Origin of the sequence: Hymenobacter rigui (assembly GCF_003944715.1) — a bacterium.
In the GTDB taxonomy this organism is placed as follows: Bacteria; Bacteroidota; Bacteroidia; order Cytophagales; family Hymenobacteraceae; genus Hymenobacter; species Hymenobacter rigui.
The window spans coordinates 272,895-293,806 of sequence record NZ_RWIT01000002.1 but is presented as its reverse complement, the minus strand read 5'-3'; the positions used below and the strand labels follow the sequence as shown (position 1 = coordinate 293,806).

The window sequence follows — 20,912 nt, the reverse complement described above, 5'->3', positions numbered from 1 at the left end:
CCATCGGGAGCCAGTCGGAGTGACCTTGCTTTCTTTCTAAGGCGAGAAGCCGCTCGGCATGATCGGGAGAGAATGGTTTCTCTTCGCCGAGCGACTCGGAGCGCAACCACACTACATCGGGTTGCGCTCCGGTCGAGGTGGTGGCCATTAACCGCCGCCGGCTTCAGGGTACAGATTCAGCAAGTCGAAGGCCGCCTGGGCAATGGCCACATCTTCGTCCCACTTACCATCCAGCGAAAGGCCGAAGGTGTTTTTGTTCAGGGCCTTGAAGCCTTCCGACCCTACCGACTGTAGGTAGAAGTTGGAAAAGGGGATACCAGCAGGCTTGCTGTCGATTTCGCGGTAGATGATGCGGCCGTCGGGAGTGATCAGCACGGCTTCCACCGGATCAACACCCAGTTCGGCGCGGCTTTCCTCTTCAATCTTTGCCAGCTCCTTTTTGACAGCGCTGGGCAGGCCGATGAAGTCAGCGGTGTACTTCACCGAGTTGTAGCCGGTCAGGAAGCCTTTGCCTCCCACTGACTCATTCGTGTTTTCACCAGCGAACTGAGCTTCCGACTGCGGAATCTGCGGGTTGACGTAGATCGGCGTCAGAATGACTTTATTATCACCGCCGGCCGTAATAGCGGCATTCCAGGCAGCCTGGGTAGCCAGTGCAGCCGCAGTTGCGAAAGCTGCAGCAATGGCACCACGGCGGCCAATAGCCATCCGGACGGTTTGGCCGAAGTGCACAGCGCAGTCCACTTTGGCAGGGGCGGTAAGAGAAGCAGGGCGTACGCAGTCCATGGCGAGCAGCTTTGATAAGGTTGAATTATTGTATGTAAAATACATACAATAATTTCAGAACTGCAACAATCCTTTTTAAAGCAGAAAACCCACCTCGTATGTCGAGGTGGGTTTTTAGGAAACGGTGATTACTCCTGATGCCCTATTACTTACTACGGGATAACGGGGGAGCCGCTGTCAGGAATCCAGTTCAAACCATCGACATAGCCATGCCAGAACTCTGCTTGGTCATTCTCGCCAACGCTTTGATAGTATTCCCAATTGGCGTACGCTTCGTTATACGCCCGGTCCATCTCCTCTTCATTGTCCCCAGTGCGCTGGGCAAATCCCTGACCATCTCTATAACCAAGGGTATAGCCGATGGGCAGAGCAATCTGTGTCTGGGTAACAGCAGCAGCCTCAGCTACAGCTCCCACACCTAGCAGCATAGCTGCCATTGCGAGAGAATATGCAATTCGTTTCATTGAAAGGAAGTAGTTGGTAGAACAATGGCCAAGTCTACGGCCTTAGTGATCCTAGCGAAAGGGCTATTATCCTGAAATTGTGACATCAGTCATTCCCTATGTGTTTCGAATTACTCTCGGAAGGTAGACACTTACCTTTGCAGCCTCAACCTACAGCCACCTATGAGTTCCAAGAAACTGAGCACCCCGGATGATTTGAATGCCTACGCCAGCAACCGAGCATTCATCCGCATCTTCAAGTACAAGCCGCTCAACCAGTACGACCACCTGATCTGCGTAGACGGTGACCGGGGCCAGGGTACCACGGGTGAGGTGGCTTACCTCATCATCAGTGAAGAGGCTTACAACGCCATTGCAGAGCTGCACCCGATTGCGCAGCGGGAAGCTGGCCTGAACCGGAGCGAACTATTTGAGGTAGGTAGTGTAATCGACCTGGTGAAGACACATACGCCCGCACCTGTTATAGAAGGCTAGTTTTTCCCGCTTCACAAAGCCTTTTTGGAACACTATCTACAATAAAGAAGGCCACCTGAGGTGGCCTTCTTTATTTATTTTGAAAGAAAATTGGTATTAACGCTTGCTGATACCAGCGATATAACCGTCCCAGTAGTTGTAGTCGCCTTGGGTAGTAGCTCCTTGGCGGTAGATGTAGGCAGCATCGACTTCATCCTGCACAGCTGCCAAGAAGGCTTGATTGTGAGGATTTCCACCAGCATCAAACAACAATGAGGCCCGAACAGTCTGGCCGCTATCATACCCATCTTGGTAGTCACCAAACAATACGATGCTGCTCGCAGCTGCGGGAGTGGCAGAAGAGGCAGGGAGTGTCGTGAACAGGCTGCACACAGCCAGGGAGAGAAAAAGCAGTTTGGTTTTCATAAGTTAGAAAGGATGGATAGGTTATAGAGCAAAGCTAGGATAGGGACTAAGTGCCATCAAGGCCATACTACGGACAGTTTTGACATTGCCAAGCGCGAATATTCCTCAGTATATCTGCCATTGACTACTCAAATACTCTGACAGAAGAAGCCCAGCCAAACTTGACTGGGCTTCTTCTGTCAGAATAACTAAGGGAATAGAGACATTCCAGTAAGTCGCTGATAGTTTGCAGCAATGTTATTGGCTCTCATGCGTGAAGGAGGATGAGTACTGTCGCCCATGTTGTTCACATTCCACATGAACATAGCACCACTTTGAATAATAAGCTTGTTGCCACGGGCAACCCAAAACTCAACGGCGAAGGCATCAGCAGCATTTTCCTGATTCATGTTTAGCCATAGCTGGGCCAATGGGTTGCCAGACATCTGGACAGCTTGGTTCAGGTTATGATGCCCTACTTCATGCGTCATCATGAATGCCGTGGCTAGATCTCCAGCTTGTTGGCACAACATGGGATTATAGTAGATTACCGGCCCTCCTTGATCGAATGTTGCCATAGCAATATCATTCAAACTGGCGTTAGCAAATACACGAACAGCAGGAGCCGCCTGCTGAAGGTCTTGCTGCCACTGACCAAACCCTGGCAAGCTCACCAAGGTGAAAAGTAACACGAGTAGGCGAAACTTTTTCATGATGAGGAAATCATTTGTGTATCACAGCCAATGGCATTGTTGGGTCATACGTGCCTTGTAACTCGGGATTTTGTGTGGCTTCGTAAGCAGGTACGCGCCTCGCCAAATAGCTATAGATCTCTTGAATGGTGATTAAGTTGTCTCTATCGGTATCAGCCGCCCCATTAAGTCCCTCCAGGAAATAATAGGTGAATAAACCATGTTGTAATTCAGGTGATTCTACAGACAATTGATTTGCTCGGCAGGCAAGTAGATATGCTATACCATCACCTGACCTACTTAGTGCTGCATAGAAAAGATTGACGGATTGGTCGGGATCAAGTGTTTCACCCCGACTTGTCAATACTTCTTTTCTGGAAAAGGAGCCTGAATGGCATGCATCAATAATGCAGAGCTTTTTTCTCGCATTAGACCGGTTGATGATGACATTCAGATTTTGATAATCTAATGTTCCATCATGGGAGGCGAATGATCCATAACCACCGTGCCCCGATAAGAATGTGATAATGATATCATTTTGCGAGGCTTGGGAAAAAAGTCTGTTGGCATTTCGTAAAATATTGTCTACGGTTGCTTCCTGATTCTCTAATAATACAATCTGATTTCTTGGAATTCTGCCACCGCTTGCACTAGTCCAAAAATTGTACATAGCTCTCACATCGTTAACGGTGTAGTTAAGAGGTGTTTGGTATAAATAATTGTCTATCCCTGCAAGCAGTATCCAAATGCGAGGATTGGAGCTTGATGTAGTGGCACCTTGTTGATTCGCTGATGCGACAGGTGCCACGGAAAGATTTTTACGGTATATGCTAATATTATCAACCAGATATGTGCCACGCCCATAATTAAGCTGAGCGAGTCGCATACTGCCTGAATAGTTGAAATCCAGCACATTCTTACCATTTACATAAACCGTCCATGTATAGTTATCCTTGGATATTTTTACGTGGTTAGTCGGTCTGTCTTCAGTATCGGTTCCGTCTATTATCCATTTCAAGTCTCTGTTACAATTCATGGTTTGTGAAAATGATGTCTCCAAAGTGGCTCCATCACCTTCAAATAGGATAGCCCTAAAATCTCCTCCAGGGCACCCATCACGTATATTGTAGGTGTCGAACATTAGTCCGATTCGTGAATCATCCCGATTAGAAGTAACAGTCCAGTCGAACTCTAAATCTATTTTACTATTAGAGTCCACTGTCTGTCGTATTCTATCTGGGAGGGAGACAAAAGTCCACGCCCAGCCCATTGAGTTATTCTCTGGCAAACGACATACATACTTGCCCTGATTAATGTAAGCTTCATAGCCTAGGTCGTCAATCGTGACGTGAGACCATTCACGGCTACCGCTGTCAAAGCCCTCTTGGTAGAGTGGGGTTCGTGTTATGCTTTGCCCATGGCTTGCTATCGCAGCAAACACACAGGCCATCATCAGGATGATCCGCATGACTAGGTACATTAGAGTTGAACATAGTACTATTTTGCTATGCCTGAGCTTTCTCAACAGGCGGCAATAGGTGGGTAGTAGTCAGCAGGTAAGCACATAGTTAAATATACCTATATTTATAATAATTAAAATATTAATTTTGACTTATCTAATTCTTGCGCTTCGTTAAGCCTTTGCGGAACACTGGTCGCAGTTCGAACCACTCGTGGACGAAAAAGGCCTCAGTATTTTACTGAGGCCTTTTAGAATACATACTAAAGGACGCTTACACCCAGTTGGTACCCGTCCAGGTTGCCCATGTACTAGTGTCAGTAGCAAAATACTTGAAGCCAGCTTCTGTACCAGTCATGTCTGGCCGTTGAGCCGTAGTACCTACGCCGTCACCTGTTGCTCGGAAGAGGGGGGCTACGGAGGAGAAAGCAATAGGGACGTAGGAGGAATTAACATACACGTTGAGCTTCACCATGCCATTTTCTACTGCTACTACATATGCATAGTACTCATGCAGAGTAGTGGCATCGTTGCCTACTGTGAAGCCCTGAGCAGACGTAAGTACAATACTGTCGCCTGGTTGCACGGTCACATTGGATGGTAGAGCAAAGCTGTCATTTCCACCCCATGTGTTGATGTTAACGGTGAAATTATCCGCTCCTTTTCGGCCACCACGAGTGCATTTCCAACCGGCGGGCAAATGCGGTTGGTAAGCCGTGTTGAACAGTTCATCACCAGCTCTGTAGAGCATATCAGGCGTGGTAGTTAGACTTTCAACAGCTGTAATCACGCTATTGCCGACCCATAACGCTCTATCCGCAGCAAAGCTGTTGATGGGGAGACTACGCCGTTTGATCTGACCTTGGTATTCGAACAACTTCGCGTACGGATAATTAGCTCCTACAAAAGATGCGAGCGGGTTAGCTGCCCCGTAATCCGTAGTCAGTGAAACGCATGGGTATTGCCCACCTGTTTCCCGCATCTGAATGGTATTGTTAGTAGCTTGAAAGCTAAATCCGTCACTGGAGATGCCTAAAACATGCGTATTAGGGTAACCGCGAGTAAACACAAAGTTGTTCGCGAATACGCCTTGTAATATCAAGCCACCAGAGAGGCGATATTCATTGCCAGGAGCATTGCCACGCCAGCCATTTGCATGCAGTCCACCAACAACCATGGCGCCAACAGCTTCAGGAGCAATATAGCTTTGCAGGCTACCGCCTTCACCGTAGCAACCGATAAACGAAGTACGAGCATTCGGATCAATCACTACGTAATGGCCATCTCCATTATTGTTTCCGTGGCAAGCAACAAACTGGTTACCCAAAAAGGACTGGTCAAAGAAGCCGGCACCACCATTGTCAACACTGTCGCAATACGTAATGGCGCATTGGTTGGCATCGGGGCCTCGTAGCTTCATACCGTTGCTGGTATTCTCAGCAAAGCGGCAGTGGTCAACGACTGAAAGAGATGCGTCGGTACCTTCCTGTACGGCAGCATAGATTGATAGACCATTGCCCGACCACCCACGGAACGTACAGTCCTTAATAGTGCAACGACCCTCCACGTACATGCCATCATAGTTCGTGTTGGCTATCTTCTGACGAGACTGGATAAACAGTTTCTCGAAGAAAGGACCTTGGGTAGTATACTCCCCTTGCACCGGGACGCGAGTGTAATGAATACCGCGGCTGTTGCCTTCAAACACAAAACGAGTACTGCCCTCTGCTGCAGTAAAAGAAGACCCTCCTTCGCCGAAGAGACGGAAGCTCTTGTTGCGAACCACGACTTCGGAAATGAAGTAATAGTCGCCTTTAGGTACAAAGATATCTACCGCTTGACCGAATGGGATGCTGTCGATGAGAGCCTGAAGTGCAGCAGTATTGTCAGTGCCCATTGTGGCAGAGTCATAATCTGCTTTCAGACCGAACCAAAGCGCATTGATGGGACCATTGTAAAGGCGCTTATAGTACAGTCCATCAATTTTACGGAAAATAATTCCGTCTGCCTTGGCATCCGTCATCGGTGAGCCGTCCCACCATTCTGCCGTTTTTTCAAATTGCACATTTTCTCCTGAGTACTCATCTAATGAGTAAATAAGGGCGCGGGTTTGGGCCATGATCAGATTGATTAAGTTGATGATACTTATTCAACCTTTACTAATTATGTTGGGTTCTTATGGCTAATAAAATTAGATTTAAGTGGCTTTAAAGCAGTGGCTTATATACTTTTTGCTAAAAAAACTAGTTAATTCTTTTCATAAAGCCCTTTCGATACGTCGGCCGCAGCTCGAACCACTCGCGAAAGCTGAATGTGTCGGCAAAGTCGGGGGAGGCCCCACCAAGCAGGATCTTCTGTTCTTCCTTGGAGTTGATGGTTTTCTTGCCCTCAGCTGTATCCTTGCCCCGTTTGATGGCTTTAAGATGCTGGTTGATAACCTCCCGAATATCAACCACGACGCCGCCCACCTTCATCTTGGTGGTGCGCACATCATCAATCAGGCAACTGTCGGTGGTGACTTCAATCCGGACCTCGCCCCGGTTGACGCGGCCGGCCATACGGTAGTAGCACTGCGTTTTGAGGTTCTTGTACGCTTCCTTCGTATCGGTTTCCGGATCTGGCAGGGCCGGGCTGCCGCCGCTGAAGCCCTGGTAGCCACCCAGCGCCACCGCGCCACCGCCGACACCATCCTGGTCGATGAGCGTATCGGACTGCGCCACGTTGTAGCGGCGGCGTAGCGGCTCAATGGCATCTACGATGTCGCGGGAGCCGGATTTGCTGATGACAGTAATGGCGACCACCGTCCAACCTACCCAGACTTTAATGACGCACTTATCCTGACCGAAGCCGGCAGCGTCGCAGGTAATGCAGCGCCGGGGCTGGGCTTCTACCACGGGGTAGTTGGTCCAGAGGTCGTTGATGCGGGTCGGATCAAAGAGGGCCAGGCCGTCCACCTTCACCTTCCAGTTACCTTCCAGCAGCTGGGCTTTGGTTTCGGCGTCCTGCGCCATCAGGCCGGCCAAGTACTCTGGGTTTACCGCGAGCAGCTTCTTATTCTCGTAGATGCTGCCCGGAATGAAGGTGAGCGACTTCGGGCGGGTAGCGGCCAGCTCTGCCTGGAACAGGTGCGGCGCTTTGGCTATGACCTCTTCAGGGGTATCACCCCATACCATCACCTCACCGTCGCGGGTGAAGTAGCGCAGCACGCCGGCCCGCTCCGGAATAGGGAAACCATCCTCACCAATCCACCACGAAATCAACTCCGCTACCCAGCTGTCGGGGTCGGGGTTGCAACTGCAGCGCACGTATGGCCGCACCCCGCACATAGAGCGGTTCCGGGTGAGCATGTACCAGAACTGCTTACTGGTGAAGTGGGTGAGCTCGTCGAAGACAATCAACGGTATCTGGGTGCCCTGCCAGTCGAACATGTTTTTCTCATGCTGCATGTGGGCAAACGACACGCGGGCCCCGCTGGGAAACTTCCATTCCAGGTCGCCCTGCTTGGCACCCACCATCGGGTACAGGTCCTTGCTGGTATCCCAGAGGCCGCCCTCATTGGTGACCATGGCGTAGGTGCGGCGGAAGATGACGGCCCCGAAGTCCTTGTTGAACCGGTGGCGAGAGGCCTCAATCAGCAGGGCATACGTTTTCCCGCCGCCAGCACCACCGCCGATGATGGCAATGTCGGCCGCGGTGCTCAGGGCGGCCATCTGGAAGCCGGGCTGCGGGGTGATGATTCTTGCTTCGGGAGATACGGCGGTCATTTGGCCCAAATCAGTAAGGATAGTCCTCGAATGACAGTGCCACTTTTCACGCCGATCGAATAGAAGTAAGCAACTCGCTGTACTGCCGAGGTACAAGACCTAAGCGTTTGCAGGCTCACTGCCAGTCTATCTGCGAAAGATTGTTCGGCGTTTGGCAGGAGACGGTCTAATTCATCAACAACGATATGTGACTCAGGTAGCTGAAAACCTGCCTCTTGTAAAAATTCGATGGTAGCTTCTTTGGTCATAGGTCGGAAATCCAGATTTGCAGCATGCTGGTGACACGGCAGCCGGGGTAGAGGGATAAGAACTGATTGAGCGAGCCACGTACGCCCTGATCGGGCAGATACACCGTGCCCTGGTTGTAGACGACGGCCCACCACTTCCCCTTCCAGCCCCAGTGCTCTGGCACCTGCACGCGCAGGATGCAGGGCCACGGGGTAGCTGGGTCGAACTTGATAAAGCGCGGGTTCACGTTGAAGCCCAGCAGCCGGGCCACCCGTGGGAAGCTGCTGCCACGCCAGCCACCGCCGCCGCTCAGGTCCTGGGGAAGCTTCTCCCGTATCTCGGCTTTGGGCAGGCCGGTGATGGTGGCCAGCAGCGATTCGTGGTAGTCTGTATCGGTTTCGCTGGCCACCAGCTCGATTTCGTAGGGTTGTGCGCTCATGTCCAACTCACTTTCAACCCGTCCGCTACCCATTCCGTATCGTAGCCCCGCGCTTTAAAGCAAGCCTCAAAGCGGACATTGAAATGCCGTGCGTTTTCGAGCACAACGAACATTCGGCCGGCCTCTATCGCCTGCAATACCGGCGTGGCCAGCTCTAAGGGCACATCCATGCAAGGCTGGTGAACAGCGGCAGCTTGTGTATGTGCTTCAACTCGGGTGGGTAGGGTTACCATAAGAAAGGGAATTAGTCGCGCCCGTTGTCGGGCATCATGATGTTGGAACCGGGCATATCGTTGCCGTTGGTAGTGTGGTCTACCTTGACGGGGGCGTAAGCTCCATTGAGCTTCAGTATTTTGTCGGTGGCGTCCCTCGCGTCGTGTAGCTCCACTTCAAGGCCATACTTGGTTTCCTTGACCTTTTTAATCATGTGGCCGGCCTGCAGGTCGTGCACCTTCACAAGGTCTACCTGCATCCGGTATTTCTTCACTTTGGGGCCATCAATGATGCGGAAAGCATTGGGGTTGCGCTCCAACTGCATCTTGTGGCGCAGGATATCCAGCTTTCGATGCTTAACCCATGCTTGGTGTTGTAGCAGCTCTTTACCCTGATCCTCTTCACTAGTGCCCAGCACCTCCCAGGATCGAACCATGAACTCATATTCATAGTCGATATCATCTTTAATAGCCTGAATAGCCTCTTCCAGCGGCTGGTGTATCTTAGTGGTTTCCTCATACTCCACTTTAGTCAGCACATCATCGGCGGTGACGCGGCCCCACTCCGACATGCGAACGGTGGCCTCGTCTATGCTCATACCGAGCCTAACCGCTTCTTCCTTAATGGCTGCCAGGATGCGCTCGTCCTTGAGCAGGTCGAGTGCGGTCTGTTTGGCGCTTCCCGTGGCGTAACCCGCTACACGCGCAGCAGGAGCCCCCTTCCATAGACGTGCGTACGCCTCACAAAACCGTTGCTGTAGGGCCGTGAGCTTCTTTTTGGATGGAGTAGGTGCATCTGGCTGTCCCGTGGCCATAGCGAAAAACGAAAACGGTAAGGAAAAGTAATGGAGTAATTGTATGTAAAGTACATGCAATTACTCCAAATAAACCATTCAAATCAGGCGGCAAGGTCGTAGGGCATCAAATCCGCCTTCGTCTCATTGCAGGGTTTACACAGGCATTGCAGGTTGGAACGGTGCCAGCCGCCGCCTTTGCTGCGCGGGATAATGTGGTCCAGCGTGAGGTTGAACCGGCTGCCGCATTGGGCGCACTGGTAACCGGCCTCCCGTAGCACCCGCTGCTTGAGCCGGAAGCGCTGGGCCCCGCCGATATCCTCCGTGGCAGTGTGGAACAGGGGGCGCGGGTGGCAACCAGCGTACTTCTGTTTTTTCTCCCGACGTTTGCGAGCCTTATATTCTTTTGTGGGCTTGCTGGGCGTGTTGAAGTTGCCGGAAGTGTTGTAGCGTGACGTGTGGCCAGCTTTGAAGTATTCGACGTCGCCGGTTTCGGGGTCGATGGAGCAGGCTATGTGGCGTAGCTTCTTCATGGCTCGATGCGCTTAAATTCAATAACCCACATCCACTCGTTGCGCTTCCAGGCGTTGGAATAGATGGAGGTGAGCAGGGAGCGGAACGCCGTGATAGGGCTACTGTACCAGCGGAAGTGGTTCGGAACGTCCGGGTGGGGCTCTACACCACCCCATTCGGTAGCGCCGAACTTATCGAACATCTGCAGGCCTTCCGCTTTGGCACCTTCTTCGGTGATGCTTTGCACCTGTTCGGCCCGGACACGTTCGATACGCAGGATGATGTTCGGATCTTCCTGCACTACCAATAAGTCACCTGCTTTGCCGAAAGGGCATGCAACAGGTGTAACCCAAGGGGTAATTTCGGGCTGCAGATCTTCGAATAGAGCCCGGCCATCCTCATCCACGCCCAGGAATTTGTATCGGTCAGGATGAAGGTTGAAGATCAACTCATCGGAAAAGCGCCGTCGGGTAACGGTTTTTCTACCAACGGCGGTTGCTTTGACGAGAGGGGGAGTAAATGAGATGCTACGCTTGAATTCCATTATGCTGCTTGATTGAATTGAGTGAGTGATTGTTTCCATTGGTTGAACTCGCGCTGTACCTGCTCCAGCGAGCGGCCCTCACAAGCGAAGCCGCCGGCGGCCCGGACCTCTTCCAGGAACTCGCGTTGCTCATCTGAGAGCGCATCCTTACCCACCTTCACTTCTACGGCCAGCACCCGGCCGGTGGGACGGTGGTAGCCCATCACGTCACTGATACCGTCCACGGTGCTGCCTTTGCGGAAGCAGCCGCGGGCCGGGTCGTACACTGGGGCGTTGTTCTGGCGCCAGGCTTTGCACCGCTGGAGCTGTAGCCAGTTGATAATGGCTGTGGTGAGGGAGTTGGTGGGACCGGTGTTGCGCTTTTTCTTCGGCTTGGCGGACGTATCGGGTGCCGGCTCAGGTGGTTGGCCAGCTGGCGGTGCGCGAGTAGCAGGGCGGGTATCGTTAATGATGCGCTTCTGCAGGTGCGGAGGTAGGGTGAACTTGCCCATTACGCGGCCTGATTGAGGTAGTGCTGCGCCAAGACCTTGATGCGGCTCTCGTCGCTGTGCTGGGGTGCTACTTCCTGCAGCGGGTCCACGATACCGCTGGACTGCGAGGATTTCAGGCCCAGCATGTTGATGATAACGGGGTCACTGCCTGACTCACTCACCAGGTAGAAAGCCGTTACCTGGTGCTGCTGGCCGTCGCGGTCGGCGCGGCCAATCAGTTGCTCGTGCACCTTGGGGCTCCAATCCAACTCGCCGAACACGACCGTTTTGCAACGCTCCTGCAGGCCGTCCAGCCCGGCCCCGCTGCGCAGGGAGATGATGAACAGGTCGGTTTCACCTTCCAGGAACTTCCGCACCGACTCCTGCTTTTGCGGGCCGGTTTCGCTACCTGTGTAGAGGACGGGCCGGAAGGATTTGAGCTGCTGCATCCAGATGTCGTACACGTCGCGGTGCCAACCGGCGAGGATAACCGGCTCGCCGGCCTCTAGCAGCATGCGCACGAAGACGGCCACTTCGCGGGCCTTGGCTACGCCGGTGGTGTAGCGGGCCAGCATGTCCAGTTCCCGGGCGGCCTCGCCGCGTTCCACGAACGAGCCGGTCGTGATGCGCAGGGCCAGCTGCTTAGCCAGGGCCTCCGATTCCTGCACGGTATGCTCATCGTAGCCGACGGTGTGCACGATGGTATTGACCGGTGGCAGTTCGCGACCTACGTCAGCGCGGGTGCGGCGCAGGAACAGGAAGTTTTCGCGCAGGTAGGTACCGAGGGCCCGCGGGTCACGGATGCGATGGTGCATGCCCTGCGGCACGGCCCACTCGCGCAGGAAGTCCCATCGGTCCCCCAGGCAGCCGGGGTTGAGCAGATCCAGCACGTTGAAAATCTCGTCGCCGTAGTTGTAGATGGGCGTGGCCGAAAGACCCAGTGTGTATTCGGCGTTTTCCGACAACACCCGCCCACCGCGGTACTTCTCGCTCTCGTGCCGGCGCAGTTCCTGCACCTCATCGAAGATGGCGTAGCGGAAAAACCGCTTGGTAAACAGGCTGGTCCAGCCGGCGAGCTGCGAATACTTGAAGATGTACACGTCCGCCTCTGGCAGGCTGTAGGGCGTGGTTTTCTTGATCATGTGAGTGCGCAGGCTGGTAAACTTATCAATGCCTTTCAGCTGCCACTGCTGGGGCATGTGCGTCTGTACCACAACGGCCGCCGGCAACGTGTCCGGGTGCAGCAGCGAGAGAATAGCCGTCAGGGTTTTACCCAGACCCAGATCATCACCCAGTAGCAGGCGCTTGGTGCGCAGGTGCACCTGGCTACCCTGCAGTTGGTAGCTACGGGCCTGCCAACCATCTTTGAGCTCGGTGGGCATTGGGTGGTAATCGGGCAACAGGATGCTTTCCAGTTCGTTGATGGTGTCCTGGTAAGTCTGTTTACCATGGGTGAGGGTCGCCGCATCGGTGTGGGATACCTGTAGTGGGTAACGCTGCATGAACCACTCCAGATCGGCGCTGTTCTGCGGCGTGGCAGCGAAATGATAAGGCGGAGTAGCCGTTTTCGGGATACGGGGAAAGATGCTTTTGAGCTTGAGGGAAATGTGCGGCTCAGCGCGGGTAATGGTGTAGCGCTGGGCGGCAGCATCGTAGATGCACTCTCCGTATGTTTTGGTCATAGCCATGAAAGTCCGAGGTTAAAAACGTGAGTGTGTTTGCCGTGCAGGCTGGCAGGGAGCCGCACTTGCTTGTTGGTGAGCAGGAGTAAGGAGGTGATGTGCTCACTTTCGCAGTAGCGCTGACACTGCTGGTAAATGGCTTTGGGCGTGCCTTTGATTTTGACTTCTACCCCGATAGATCCTACCATAAAATCAATGATGCTGGCCGGGGAAAGGCTCACTTCCCGCTGGGCTGGTAGGGCCGCCGCTTCAAAGGCCTGCGCGAGTTGGAGCTGAAGTACTTTCTCGTTTTGCAGGTCGAAACGGCGGCCTTTCAGGATGGCCAGCACTTGGGCCAGCGTCGTCATGAGGCAAACCCGTGGTCGGCAGCAGCCTGGTTGTGACCCTGTGCGTCCGGCTGGCCATAGGAGGGCTGGGTATCGGTGGTACAGTTACCGTTGCTGCAGCCGGTGCAGGCCTGCGCAACAGCAATGATACCAACCGGGCTATGCTCGCGGGCCGGCTCGGTGCCGGTCAGACGGCCGTAGGCGGTGCGAAACGCTTCCTTCGCAGCATGCAGGGAGCCGGCCTCCATCAACTCTAGACCACCCTGCACCCACAACGCGGCTTCGCGCATCTGCTCAGTGGGCTCGGGGTGGGCGAGTGGGGCCGGTAGCGGCTGCGCGTCGCAGATAGGGGTAACCAGCTGCCATTTATCGCCCAACTCCTGCAGGAAGCGCAGGGCGGTGGCGTCGGAGCTGAACTGTTGTTGGGAGATGCGGCCGTCGGCGCGCTGGTACTGATAGATTTTCATTGGATAAAGGATTAAAAAGGTGGATGCCCCTCACTGGGGCTGCGGTTGATGAAAATGGGCCAAGAGGGTGCGGATTCTGCTATGGGTGCCGTGTTGAAGCTGGCCGGACCCATCAGGAAGGCATGGCCTTTGAGTTGCTCGCGGGTGATGGATTCGGGCGAATACTCTTCTACTGGCAGGGCCAGGGCGGCTTCGGCTGCCTGGAGTAGCTCATCGTAGGTAAAAGGGCCAGGGACATCTGGGGTAATGCCCAGGCTGGCCAGCGCGTCGGCAGCGGTCATGGGTTGAGTTTTGACGGACGAATGATGGTCCGGGCCCGGCCGGTCCGGGCCCGGTAATGCAGGCGGTAGCTCAGGTGGTGGATTTCGGCCCAGTCAGCTCGGTGCGGTTCGCCTACCTGCTGCCAGAACTCGGCGGCTACCAGCGCATCGAGCAGGGCCCGTTCCAGGGTAGTCATTGCCGGCGGCTGTCTCCGTCGAACGGGACGATGTTGCAGAGTTCGTACAGGCGGTCGGCTACCCGGTCGCCGTATAATTCCCGCAGAGAAGGCATATCCGTAGGCATGCCATCGTAGCGTTCCAGCGGATTGTTGGTGCTCAGGTGGGTCCCCCATTGCGGCAACAGACCCTTTTCGTAGCGGGCGTAGCGGCCAAGAATGACTTGGGCGAGCGGCGCATCTTCGTTACCCCAGTTCTTGACGGTGCCGGGTTCGGCGGCCATATCATCGAAGCACATATTCTGCCCGCCCATCCCGCAGAAGCGCAACTGAAGCTCCTTCCCCTGCTCGCCGGATTTATAGGCCTCGGCTACCCGTTCAGCCAGCACCATGCCGTAGGGCCGGTGCGGGTTATGCTGGTAGCAGGCCAGCAGGAAGGATTTGCCGACGCCGGGCGGTCCAGCCAGCAGCAGACCTTTGGCCGTGGTGAAGGTGTCGTCGCCGAACCACTCTTCCCCCAACTGCCGCACCAGCTGCTCATGTCCGGAAAAGTAGGCTGCGCAGAAAGCGAACAACTGCTGCTGGCGCTCCAGGGGTAGAGAAAAGGCGCGGGGTGGCTGTCGGGCTGCTCCCAACCGTATGCCCTGCTGCACAGCCCACTGCTGCATCTGATCGGGAGTGAGTTGCGGGCCTTTTGGTGTGCCGTGGGCTTTCTGGTACTGGGTTTGAACGTCGTAATACTGAGCAGCCAGATTGCCCCACACGCGGCGCTGGGCAGCGGCCAATGCCTCAGTCGATTCTTCCGCCGACAGGTCGGTAAGCTCCACTTTGAGCGGCAGAAAGGGCGGTGGCGTTGCGGATGCCCGGGGGCGGGATTCCCACTGCTGGGTATCGTCGTTGAATAGCAGGTCACAGTTGAGGTGAGCCCAGAGCCGGTATTCCCGGTAAATCTTGCCATACTTAACCTTCCGGGCTCTGTGCAGGGCCTCCTGCACTTGCCCGGTTGTCAATTCAACTTCATCGGGCGTTTCCGGTGGTGCCTCAGGCTGCCTTCTTGCGACCATAGGCGGAAGCGGGGAGGGATGCGACTCGCCCGGCTGCTGCGGGGCGGCCTGCGCCAGTAGTGCGTTGAATTCCATGTCGTGGGTTTTTGCGGGCGGCTTCTAGCATGGCTACCCAGTCGTTTTTAATCCATTCTCCATCCTGGTAAGCAGCGGTTTCTTTGCCGATCCACGTTTCCCAGCGGTGTACCCGTTCGTCGTTTTCCTGCTTGTAGAAGCGGTAGGCCGTGAACTGCTGCTGCAAGGCCTCGCCGTTGCCAGCTTCGAACACGGTGCGGCAAAAGCGGCTCAGGCTGAAGCGGGCCTGCTGCTGCAGGGTGCCCAGCTTCCAGAACTCTGCCATCTGCTCTGCTACCAGCCGCATCTGAGGTGCCCACTCCGGATCGGGCCGGAATTCAACATGTGTAGCTACATCGGCCGCCGCGCCCCCAGTGTGCGAAGCCGACGCGAGCGAGCCTTCAGAGGGTAATTCTTCACCTGCGGCTATGCCCTCATTTTTTTTTGAGCCTTCAGCCAACACACACAACTCGGCAGCGGGGGTAGGGGGTGTTTTATCTGAAGATGTAGATGAAGTAGAAGATGAAGAGTGAAGTGTTACACCACCGTTAAAGCCACCCTTATTACCACCGTTATAAGGGTGGCTACCGTTTGGTTGAGATTCTTTCTTGCCCCAGCGCTTCTCAGCTGATTTTCGGCCACCTTCCGAAGACTTGTTACGCCACACTTGCTGTTTAGCTCGTTCCTCTTCTAAACGAGGATGCACAAGTCTATCCGGTCGGTTATCATCCGGTTGAAAGCATTCTATAACCACCCTTATAACATTGGCTGTAGCACCTTTACAGAGTCGTGCCAGCAGCGCTTCATCAGCCGGGATACTGCCTTCACGCCAGCAGTACGCTAGCAATCGAATGTATGCGCCCTCCTCTTCAAGACTCATCAGCATCACCTGCTCATCAGCCAAATAATCGGCGGCGTAAAATTGAAATGCAGGAGCCTTCATGCGGCAGATGATTTAAGAAAGTCGAAAATGGGCCAGACCGACCCATCCGAATACATAGTATCCAGCGCGATATCAGCACGGGGTTCCTCGCCAGTCCACTTGTTGGGCCAGGTGTTGAGGGCAATCAACTCCCGGATGCGGGCCTCTTCCTCCGGATTGAGAATGTCCACCCGCGGCCGGCCCGTGGCTTCAGCTACCTGGTTTACTTCGGCCTGAATAGCCAACACCTGATCCAGTGCCGATAACCGCGCTTCCATCGTGAGCGGTCCCATCCGCTGCTGGTTGGCAGTTAAAGTGCCATCCTTGCGCTTCTCACCACCAGGCTGCCGGAGCCGCTGAGAAGGCTCGCGCAACCATCGGTACATCGGCTTCAGGCGCAGTAGCGGGGAGAGGTAGGCCCACTGGGGCCGCTTGGTGAGGTTTTCCAAAGCCATATCCTTGCTGGCCAGCGGACACCCCATACAGCCGGTGCGGGCGTTCTTTTCCTCAGCTTCGTCGCCGCCGTAGGCCTCGGCTACCATCTCGGTGCTCCAGTCGCCGTACTCGGCACGCGGGGCCCAGTGGCGCAGCCATTCCCAGATGTGGCACACCCGCCAATGCAGCAGCGGGGCCAATGTATCGCAGAGTGACGTTGGCAAGGTTTCCTGATACCAGCCCTGGCCACACTCAGCCCCGTCCTTGCCGCAGCTCATCACGATGCGGGCATCCCGCATTGCCGATTCGCCCTGCCGTACGCCGGTAATCATCAGCACCTTTTTCCCTTTTTCGGCGAAAAGCTGGCGCAGCTCGGCTTCCATCGGCTCAATTTTGATCTGAGCCGTGCACCAGCGCAGGGTACCGTTGTTGGGCGGGGGCACTCCTCGGCCCAACAGGTACACGAAATACCGCTGATCCATTTCCGCCATCACGACGCGGACATCAATACCCAGTTCGCGCAGGTTGTCCATGATATCATGGGCGGCGGCCATCAGCGGTACCATTTCCAGGCGGGTATCGGCAAACAGGACAGTAAGTGTTTCCGGACGCTGAATCTTACCGGACTCAATCAACCACACAACGAGGGTAAGCGTGGCCGTGCTGTCTTTGCCGCCGCTCCAGGCAATGGCCCAGTGCTTATGGGTCGGCCCGTACGCTTGCAGACTGCGAATAGTCAGGTCGATAGATTCATTCATCTGCAGCCGCCGGCTGCCGCCGAACATATTCTGTTGTTGCGCTTTCATGAGGCAGCGGCCTGTAGCCGTTCGTTATTGGCTTCGATGTTGGCCCCGCCTAAGCGCCAAGTAGTGTCCAGTCCTAGGCTGCTAAGCAGCAGCCCAGTGGCAACAGCTAGTTCTTTTACCATAGAAAATGCGTCCGGCCGCCCGGCGTGGGCGGCCGGCTCAGGTTTAGGCAGCTTCGGAATAGGTGAGGGATAGTTGGCCGGGCCCAGCGGCCGTTGGTGCTGCGGCTCTCAATAGCTTCTCGGCTTCTTGCAGGCCGACGGTGTTGAGGAAGGTCTGCACGCGTTCGGCCGCGTTCAGGTCGGCGGCATGTCCCAGGCTGGAAACCTGCAGGGTAATGATGCCTACTTGATGATTGGGGGTAGGACGGAATTCAGGCGTATTCATGGCTATTAAAGGCTGAGGAGTGAAGAGAATTATGCCGCAAACAGGATGGGCATACACAGAGCGCGAGTCGTGAGCTGGTTGCTGGGCTCCACATCAGCCGACTCGAACACGGCGGCCCGGTTGGGGGTGCTGAACACGATGCGCATCTGTTCGCCTGGAATCACGGACAGGCATTCGCCCAGCAGCTTGGCATTGAAGGCAATGCGCATATCCTCGCCCTGGTAGTCCACGGCTACCTCTTCAGAGGCATCAGTACCCCGGTCAATCGACTCGGAGTAGAGTTGTACAGTGTGGCTGCTTAGGCGCAGCTCCACGGCCATTTTCTTGTCGTCAGCGAAGGCACCCACGCGTCGGAGCGCTTGCTGCAGGTCATGGCGGGAAATCACCGCTAGGTTGGGCCGGTCCAGTGGAATAAGGTTCTCGTACTCGGGGTACCGATCATCCACCAGCCGTGCTTTTAACAGCCACTCTGGCTGGGGACCCTGCGTGAGCACGGATGAAGCCACTAGCCAGTCACCTAGTTCGAGCTTGATCCGCTCGGTCTTGCCGGCTAACGCCCCCAGTCGTTTGGCTACCTGTGCTGGCAACAGAAAGGACGCTAGTTGGTTGCCGCCCAATTCTGGCTTAAATCCATGCCAGGTCATCGCATGCTGGTTGCAGGCGACAGCCCGAATAGAGCCGTCCGTCCGCAGCTGGAGCAGTACACTTGCCAACGCAGGCTGGGTAGCCTTGTCAGTAAACACGAATGGTAGCACAGACTGCAACGCTTCTTCCAGTTGCTTGCCCAGCACCGTTTCTACCGTGCGTACAGAGGTCTGGGCCTGTGGCCAATGTTGTGCATTCTCACCCGCCAGCTTATAGCGGCCAGTTGCCGCTGTCAACATGCTGGTGTGGTCGATTAAATCGACATGCAGAGTCAGAGGCTGGTTGGGAAGATTACTCAGGATGGTCAGCAGCAACTTGCCAGGCAGGCAGATGCGGAATGAGTCCACCGCTTCCACATCGGTAATACGAAGGCTTAGCTCCGCCTCGCCGCTGGCAGCACCCAGTTGCAATTCGCCTGGCTGCACGACGAGCAGAATGTTGCTGTAAATGGGAACGATGGGGTTATCTATGAGCACAGCATTGGCCTGCTTGACGGCGGCCAACAGCACGGAAGAATTTATAGCAAAAGAAGGCATATACAAAAACCTAGAAAGTGGCAGAAGCAGGCCGCGACAGTGCGTAGACGGCCTCATCATGGGCAAGGGGAATGCTCAGCAGCAGCAGGGATTCCAGAGCGGCTACTTCGCGGGCCACGTATAGAAAGCGGCGCACGTAGAAAATCAGGTCGGGCCGGCACATCATCCGGCGGCGGGCCCGGGCCAGCACGCCATTCAGCCGGCGTAATTCCTGCAGAATGGCAGTTTCGGGGGTAGCAGCTACCTGTTTCATGCGGCGTTGCGCTTCTCGCGCCGGGCGGCGCGGCGGTGGGAGATGCGCAGCAGGCTTTCCGGTAGCTGGGCTTCGGCCTCTTCCGGCTGATGCAGGTTGCGTTGCTGCCAGGCTTGCACGTCACTGAGGCGAATCCGGTTACCACGGCCGGTGTCGGTGCACTGCACAAAAGGCAGGTAGCGACGGTGGTCTGTGGATAACTTTAGGTAGTTGCGTACGGTGCTGGGGTCCACACTGAGGATATCAGCCACTTCTTCAATCGTGTATTGCGGGTCGGGCTGGGGCTGCTCACGCAGGAACTCACGACTGGCGCGGCTGAATTCCTCACTGAACAGGGACTTTAAAGCGCTTTGGTTGAACTCAACTACATGCATGATCAACTGGCTTTCGCATAAGTCGTGGAACCATCGTAGGCGTCGATGAGCTGATTCAGGTGCTCTATCGTTTCGGTGGCCTTATCCGGGCTGATGCGGTTGATGTTGAGCAGCACTTTGGTTTTCTCCTTGCGCTCAATGGCCGGGTGGTTCAGCAGCCGGATGATTTCCGTTTTCTGCTCGACTGTCGCGTAGTCGCTATTTGCGGCGGCAGTAGCGGGGGTGGCCGGGAGTGCTAAATCCGGCGCGCTGACCACGGGTGCGTCGGACTGGGGCTTTACCAGCAGCTCGCCAATGAGCTCCGACAAGCGCAGCGTCAGGCCGGCCAGCTTCACGCACTCGGCTTGCGCGGATGCCATGTTGCCATCCGTGATGAGTTGGTTCGCCCGAATCTGCACGCGGGCAATTTCCTGCATCAGTTCTGCGTGGGAATAGGTGCGGGCCTCGGCAGCGGCGTTGTATAGCGTGCGGAAACTGCCGTTTTTGGCCATCTTCTCGATGGTCTGGGCTGCGGCCGACATCAGCCCGATTTCGCGGTCCATCTGGCCCTGGGTGATTTTCCCAGCAGCTACCCGGCCGGGATATACCCCCCAGCGCATCGTTACCTCCCGGTGCAGGCATTGCACTTGCTCGGGAAGTGAAAAAATGACTTGATTTTCTTTCATTATCTTTGGCCTACAATCGGCCTTCGCAAGGGGTTGATGGATTAGATAGGGCCTGCAGCGTTGGCGCGTTGCGGGCCCCTCTGTTTTAGGCCGAAGCCGGTTTAATCCGCTTCGGGCGCACCTGATCGACAATGGTCTGAATCGTGTGCTGATTCACGCAGTTGGGGGCTTCACCACTAGCCATGTGCAGCAGTTTATCCAGGGCTTTGCGGGGCGAGAGGGATTTCATAAGTCGGTTGGTTGAACAGTGAGAGGTAAACCAATGGGGCGTTTGGGATTGCGGTGTATCAAGGCCACGGGGCAAAGGGGCGGTTGGAAGGCAGGGAGGAAATGATGGGCGATGGCCGGTGCAGCATTTTTGGCTTGCGGCCGGAACCGGGCTTGCGGGCGGCGGTTGGCTGCACCAGGGGCCGGGATGCTTTCGCTGCGTCGAAGCCTACCAACTCATCCAGGGTGCAGGCAAACAAGGCAGCCATCAGTATCAATACCCGTAACGGCGGCTCTGCCCGCGCTTCCTCATAGGAGGCATAGCATTGGCGCGTAATGCACAGCGCGTCGGCTGTTTGTGCCTGTGTGAGTTTTGCAGCGGCGCGACGCTTGCGTAAGCGCTGGTTGAAGAATTGCGGCTCATCCATAC

At 55.3% G+C, this 20,912-nt stretch carries 30 protein-coding genes; 1 reads left to right on the top strand and 29 read right to left on the bottom strand.

Annotated elements, in window-relative coordinates:
• Positions 1–147 precede the first annotated feature (147 nt).
• Together EI291_RS05435 and EI291_RS05430 are read right to left on the bottom strand one after the other, a co-directional pair.
• Entirely contained in the window at positions 148–786 is a 639-nt protein-coding gene (locus EI291_RS05435) for a hypothetical protein (protein WP_125418794.1), read from the bottom strand.
• A 152-nt stretch (positions 787–938) separates the two neighbouring features.
• Positions 939–1,250 (bottom strand): hypothetical protein, encoded by a 312-nt coding sequence (locus tag EI291_RS05430; RefSeq protein WP_125418793.1) that lies wholly within the window; start codon positions 1,248–1,250, stop codon positions 939–941.
• Between the two features lie 162 nt (positions 1,251–1,412).
• Here EI291_RS05430 and EI291_RS05425 point away from each other — a divergent pair, with 162 nt between their 5' ends.
• A complete protein-coding gene (locus EI291_RS05425) occupies positions 1,413–1,724 on the top strand; it encodes a hypothetical protein (protein WP_125418792.1) in 312 nt (103 codons plus the stop codon).
• Positions 1,725–1,820: 96 nt separating this feature from the next.
• Here EI291_RS05425 and EI291_RS05420 read toward each other — a convergent pair whose 3' ends face one another.
• From EI291_RS05420 to EI291_RS05305, 27 genes are all read right to left on the bottom strand, one after another.
• A complete protein-coding gene (locus tag EI291_RS05420; protein WP_125418791.1) occupies positions 1,821–2,129 on the bottom strand; it encodes a hypothetical protein in 309 nt (102 codons plus the stop codon).
• 188 nt (positions 2,130–2,317) lie between these two features.
• Entirely contained in the window at positions 2,318–2,821 is a 504-nt protein-coding gene (locus EI291_RS05415; protein WP_125418790.1) for a M48 family metalloprotease, read from the bottom strand.
• A gap of 10 nt (positions 2,822–2,831) precedes the next feature.
• Positions 2,832–4,268, bottom strand: coding sequence for a caspase family protein (locus tag EI291_RS05410; RefSeq protein ID WP_170172522.1), 1,437 nt, complete (start codon positions 4,266–4,268; stop codon positions 2,832–2,834).
• A 265-nt stretch (positions 4,269–4,533) separates the two neighbouring features.
• A complete protein-coding gene (locus tag EI291_RS05405; RefSeq protein WP_125418788.1) occupies positions 4,534–6,378 on the bottom strand; it encodes a right-handed parallel beta-helix repeat-containing protein in 1,845 nt (614 codons plus the stop codon).
• 124 nt (positions 6,379–6,502) lie between these two features.
• Entirely contained in the window at positions 6,503–8,023 is a 1,521-nt protein-coding gene (locus tag EI291_RS05400; protein ID WP_125418787.1) for a terminase large subunit domain-containing protein, read from the bottom strand.
• On the bottom strand, positions 8,020–8,271 hold the full coding sequence (locus EI291_RS22610; protein ID WP_148103386.1) for a hypothetical protein: 252 nt from the start codon (positions 8,269–8,271) through the stop codon (positions 8,020–8,022). Before EI291_RS22610 ends, EI291_RS05400 begins: the two co-directional genes overlap by 4 nt.
• Positions 8,268–8,690 (bottom strand): hypothetical protein, encoded by a 423-nt coding sequence (locus EI291_RS05395; RefSeq protein WP_125418786.1) that lies wholly within the window; start codon positions 8,688–8,690, stop codon positions 8,268–8,270. Before EI291_RS05395 ends, EI291_RS22610 begins: the two co-directional genes overlap by 4 nt.
• Positions 8,687–8,923: a hypothetical protein gene (locus tag EI291_RS22605; RefSeq protein ID WP_148103385.1), complete on the bottom strand. Its 237-nt coding sequence runs from the start codon at positions 8,921–8,923 to the stop codon at positions 8,687–8,689. Before EI291_RS22605 ends, EI291_RS05395 begins: the two co-directional genes overlap by 4 nt.
• A gap of 11 nt (positions 8,924–8,934) precedes the next feature.
• Positions 8,935–9,717 (bottom strand): terminase small subunit, encoded by a 783-nt coding sequence (locus tag EI291_RS05390; protein WP_125418785.1) that lies wholly within the window; start codon positions 9,715–9,717, stop codon positions 8,935–8,937.
• 83 nt (positions 9,718–9,800) lie between these two features.
• Positions 9,801–10,229 (bottom strand): HNH endonuclease, encoded by a 429-nt coding sequence (locus EI291_RS05385; RefSeq protein ID WP_125418784.1) that lies wholly within the window; start codon positions 10,227–10,229, stop codon positions 9,801–9,803.
• A complete protein-coding gene (locus tag EI291_RS05380) occupies positions 10,226–10,657 on the bottom strand; it encodes a hypothetical protein (RefSeq protein WP_125418783.1) in 432 nt (143 codons plus the stop codon). The genes EI291_RS05385 and EI291_RS05380 overlap by 4 nt, the downstream gene beginning before the upstream one ends.
• A gap of 95 nt (positions 10,658–10,752) precedes the next feature.
• Entirely contained in the window at positions 10,753–11,244 is a 492-nt protein-coding gene (locus EI291_RS05375) for a VRR-NUC domain-containing protein (RefSeq protein WP_125418782.1), read from the bottom strand.
• A complete protein-coding gene (locus EI291_RS05370) occupies positions 11,244–12,905 on the bottom strand; it encodes an SNF2-related protein (protein WP_170172521.1) in 1,662 nt (553 codons plus the stop codon). Before EI291_RS05370 ends, EI291_RS05375 begins: the two co-directional genes overlap by 1 nt.
• Positions 12,902–13,252 carry a hypothetical protein gene (locus tag EI291_RS05365; protein ID WP_125418780.1) on the bottom strand — a complete coding sequence of 117 codons (351 nt, stop codon included), beginning with the start codon at positions 13,250–13,252 and terminating at the stop codon, positions 12,902–12,904. Before EI291_RS05365 ends, EI291_RS05370 begins: the two co-directional genes overlap by 4 nt.
• Positions 13,249–13,698, bottom strand: a complete 450-nt coding sequence (locus EI291_RS05360; protein ID WP_125418779.1) for a hypothetical protein — start codon at positions 13,696–13,698, stop codon at positions 13,249–13,251. Before EI291_RS05360 ends, EI291_RS05365 begins: the two co-directional genes overlap by 4 nt.
• 11 nt (positions 13,699–13,709) lie before the next feature.
• Entirely contained in the window at positions 13,710–13,979 is a 270-nt protein-coding gene (locus tag EI291_RS05355; RefSeq protein WP_125418777.1) for a hypothetical protein, read from the bottom strand.
• Positions 13,976–14,155 carry a hypothetical protein gene (locus EI291_RS05350; protein ID WP_125418776.1) on the bottom strand — a complete coding sequence of 60 codons (180 nt, stop codon included), beginning with the start codon at positions 14,153–14,155 and terminating at the stop codon, positions 13,976–13,978. Before EI291_RS05350 ends, EI291_RS05355 begins: the two co-directional genes overlap by 4 nt.
• Positions 14,152–15,198, bottom strand: coding sequence for an ATP-binding protein (locus EI291_RS05345; protein WP_148103383.1), 1,047 nt, complete (start codon positions 15,196–15,198; stop codon positions 14,152–14,154). Before EI291_RS05345 ends, EI291_RS05350 begins: the two co-directional genes overlap by 4 nt.
• A complete protein-coding gene (locus tag EI291_RS05340) occupies positions 15,176–16,195 on the bottom strand; it encodes a DUF1376 domain-containing protein (protein ID WP_125418772.1) in 1,020 nt (339 codons plus the stop codon). The genes EI291_RS05345 and EI291_RS05340 overlap by 23 nt, the downstream gene beginning before the upstream one ends.
• Positions 16,192–17,415, bottom strand: coding sequence for a phosphoadenosine phosphosulfate reductase domain-containing protein (locus tag EI291_RS05335; protein WP_125418770.1), 1,224 nt, complete (start codon positions 17,413–17,415; stop codon positions 16,192–16,194). The genes EI291_RS05340 and EI291_RS05335 overlap by 4 nt, the downstream gene beginning before the upstream one ends.
• A 165-nt stretch (positions 17,416–17,580) precedes the next feature.
• Positions 17,581–17,802: a hypothetical protein gene (locus EI291_RS05330; protein ID WP_125418768.1), complete on the bottom strand. Its 222-nt coding sequence runs from the start codon at positions 17,800–17,802 to the stop codon at positions 17,581–17,583.
• A gap of 29 nt (positions 17,803–17,831) precedes the next feature.
• Complete coding sequence (gene dnaN / locus EI291_RS05325) at positions 17,832–18,983, bottom strand: DNA polymerase III subunit beta (protein WP_170172520.1); 1,152 nt, start codon at positions 18,981–18,983, stop codon at positions 17,832–17,834.
• A 10-nt stretch (positions 18,984–18,993) separates the two neighbouring features.
• Entirely contained in the window at positions 18,994–19,236 is a 243-nt protein-coding gene (locus EI291_RS05320; protein WP_125418764.1) for a hypothetical protein, read from the bottom strand.
• Positions 19,233–19,610: a helix-turn-helix domain-containing protein gene (locus EI291_RS05315; RefSeq protein ID WP_125418762.1), complete on the bottom strand. Its 378-nt coding sequence runs from the start codon at positions 19,608–19,610 to the stop codon at positions 19,233–19,235. The genes EI291_RS05320 and EI291_RS05315 overlap by 4 nt, the downstream gene beginning before the upstream one ends.
• Positions 19,611–19,612: 2 nt before the next feature.
• The gene (locus tag EI291_RS05310; protein WP_125418760.1) at positions 19,613–20,236 is read right to left on the bottom strand and encodes a hypothetical protein; all 624 of its coding nucleotides are present in this window, start codon (positions 20,234–20,236) and stop codon (positions 19,613–19,615) included.
• Positions 20,237–20,360: 124 nt separating this feature from the next.
• Positions 20,361–20,504 (bottom strand): hypothetical protein, encoded by a 144-nt coding sequence (locus tag EI291_RS22775; protein WP_170172519.1) that lies wholly within the window; start codon positions 20,502–20,504, stop codon positions 20,361–20,363.
• A 58-nt stretch (positions 20,505–20,562) separates the two neighbouring features.
• Complete coding sequence (locus EI291_RS05305; protein WP_125418758.1) at positions 20,563–20,910, bottom strand: helix-turn-helix transcriptional regulator; 348 nt, start codon at positions 20,908–20,910, stop codon at positions 20,563–20,565.
• Positions 20,911–20,912 lie beyond the last annotated feature (2 nt).

Bases quoted from the DNA above. Each gene is read 5' to 3' on its own strand.
- EI291_RS05435 (WP_125418794.1), bottom strand. From the start codon at position 786: ATGGACTGCGTACGCCCTGCTTCTCTTACCGCCCCTGCCAAAGTGGAC.
- EI291_RS05430 (WP_125418793.1), bottom strand. From the start codon at position 1,250: ATGAAACGAATTGCATATTCTCTCGCAATGGCAGCTATGCTGCTAGGT.
- EI291_RS05425 (WP_125418792.1), top strand. From the start codon at position 1,413: ATGAGTTCCAAGAAACTGAGCACCCCGGATGATTTGAATGCCTACGCC.
- EI291_RS05420 (WP_125418791.1), bottom strand. From the start codon at position 2,129: ATGAAAACCAAACTGCTTTTTCTCTCCCTGGCTGTGTGCAGCCTGTTC.
- EI291_RS05415 (WP_125418790.1), bottom strand. From the start codon at position 2,821: ATGAAAAAGTTTCGCCTACTCGTGTTACTTTTCACCTTGGTGAGCTTG.
- EI291_RS05410 (WP_170172522.1), bottom strand. From the start codon at position 4,268: ATGCGGATCATCCTGATGATGGCCTGTGTGTTTGCTGCGATAGCAAGC.
- EI291_RS05405 (WP_125418788.1), bottom strand. From the start codon at position 6,378: ATGGCCCAAACCCGCGCCCTTATTTACTCATTAGATGAGTACTCAGGA.
- EI291_RS05400 (WP_125418787.1), bottom strand. From the start codon at position 8,023: ATGACCGCCGTATCTCCCGAAGCAAGAATCATCACCCCGCAGCCCGGC.
- EI291_RS22610 (WP_148103386.1), bottom strand. From the start codon at position 8,271: ATGACCAAAGAAGCTACCATCGAATTTTTACAAGAGGCAGGTTTTCAG.
- EI291_RS05395 (WP_125418786.1), bottom strand. From the start codon at position 8,690: ATGAGCGCACAACCCTACGAAATCGAGCTGGTGGCCAGCGAAACCGAT.
- EI291_RS22605 (WP_148103385.1), bottom strand. From the start codon at position 8,923: ATGGTAACCCTACCCACCCGAGTTGAAGCACATACACAAGCTGCCGCT.
- EI291_RS05390 (WP_125418785.1), bottom strand. From the start codon at position 9,717: ATGGCCACGGGACAGCCAGATGCACCTACTCCATCCAAAAAGAAGCTC.
- EI291_RS05385 (WP_125418784.1), bottom strand. From the start codon at position 10,229: ATGAAGAAGCTACGCCACATAGCCTGCTCCATCGACCCCGAAACCGGC.
- EI291_RS05375 (WP_125418782.1), bottom strand. From the start codon at position 11,244: ATGGGCAAGTTCACCCTACCTCCGCACCTGCAGAAGCGCATCATTAAC.
- EI291_RS05370 (WP_170172521.1), bottom strand. From the start codon at position 12,905: ATGACCAAAACATACGGAGAGTGCATCTACGATGCTGCCGCCCAGCGC.
- EI291_RS05365 (WP_125418780.1), bottom strand. From the start codon at position 13,252: ATGACGACGCTGGCCCAAGTGCTGGCCATCCTGAAAGGCCGCCGTTTC.
- EI291_RS05360 (WP_125418779.1), bottom strand. From the start codon at position 13,698: ATGAAAATCTATCAGTACCAGCGCGCCGACGGCCGCATCTCCCAACAA.
- EI291_RS05355 (WP_125418777.1), bottom strand. From the start codon at position 13,979: ATGACCGCTGCCGACGCGCTGGCCAGCCTGGGCATTACCCCAGATGTC.
- EI291_RS05350 (WP_125418776.1), bottom strand. From the start codon at position 14,155: ATGACTACCCTGGAACGGGCCCTGCTCGATGCGCTGGTAGCCGCCGAG.
- EI291_RS05345 (WP_148103383.1), bottom strand. From the start codon at position 15,198: ATGGTCGCAAGAAGGCAGCCTGAGGCACCACCGGAAACGCCCGATGAA.
- EI291_RS05340 (WP_125418772.1), bottom strand. From the start codon at position 16,195: ATGAAGGCTCCTGCATTTCAATTTTACGCCGCCGATTATTTGGCTGAT.
- EI291_RS05335 (WP_125418770.1), bottom strand. From the start codon at position 17,415: ATGAAAGCGCAACAACAGAATATGTTCGGCGGCAGCCGGCGGCTGCAG.
- EI291_RS05330 (WP_125418768.1), bottom strand. From the start codon at position 17,802: ATGAATACGCCTGAATTCCGTCCTACCCCCAATCATCAAGTAGGCATC.
- dnaN (WP_170172520.1), bottom strand. From the start codon at position 18,983: ATGCCTTCTTTTGCTATAAATTCTTCCGTGCTGTTGGCCGCCGTCAAG.
- EI291_RS05320 (WP_125418764.1), bottom strand. From the start codon at position 19,236: ATGAAACAGGTAGCTGCTACCCCCGAAACTGCCATTCTGCAGGAATTA.
- EI291_RS05315 (WP_125418762.1), bottom strand. From the start codon at position 19,610: ATGCATGTAGTTGAGTTCAACCAAAGCGCTTTAAAGTCCCTGTTCAGT.
- EI291_RS22775 (WP_170172519.1), bottom strand. From the start codon at position 20,504: ATGAAATCCCTCTCGCCCCGCAAAGCCCTGGATAAACTGCTGCACATG.
- EI291_RS05305 (WP_125418758.1), bottom strand. From the start codon at position 20,910: ATGGATGAGCCGCAATTCTTCAACCAGCGCTTACGCAAGCGTCGCGCC.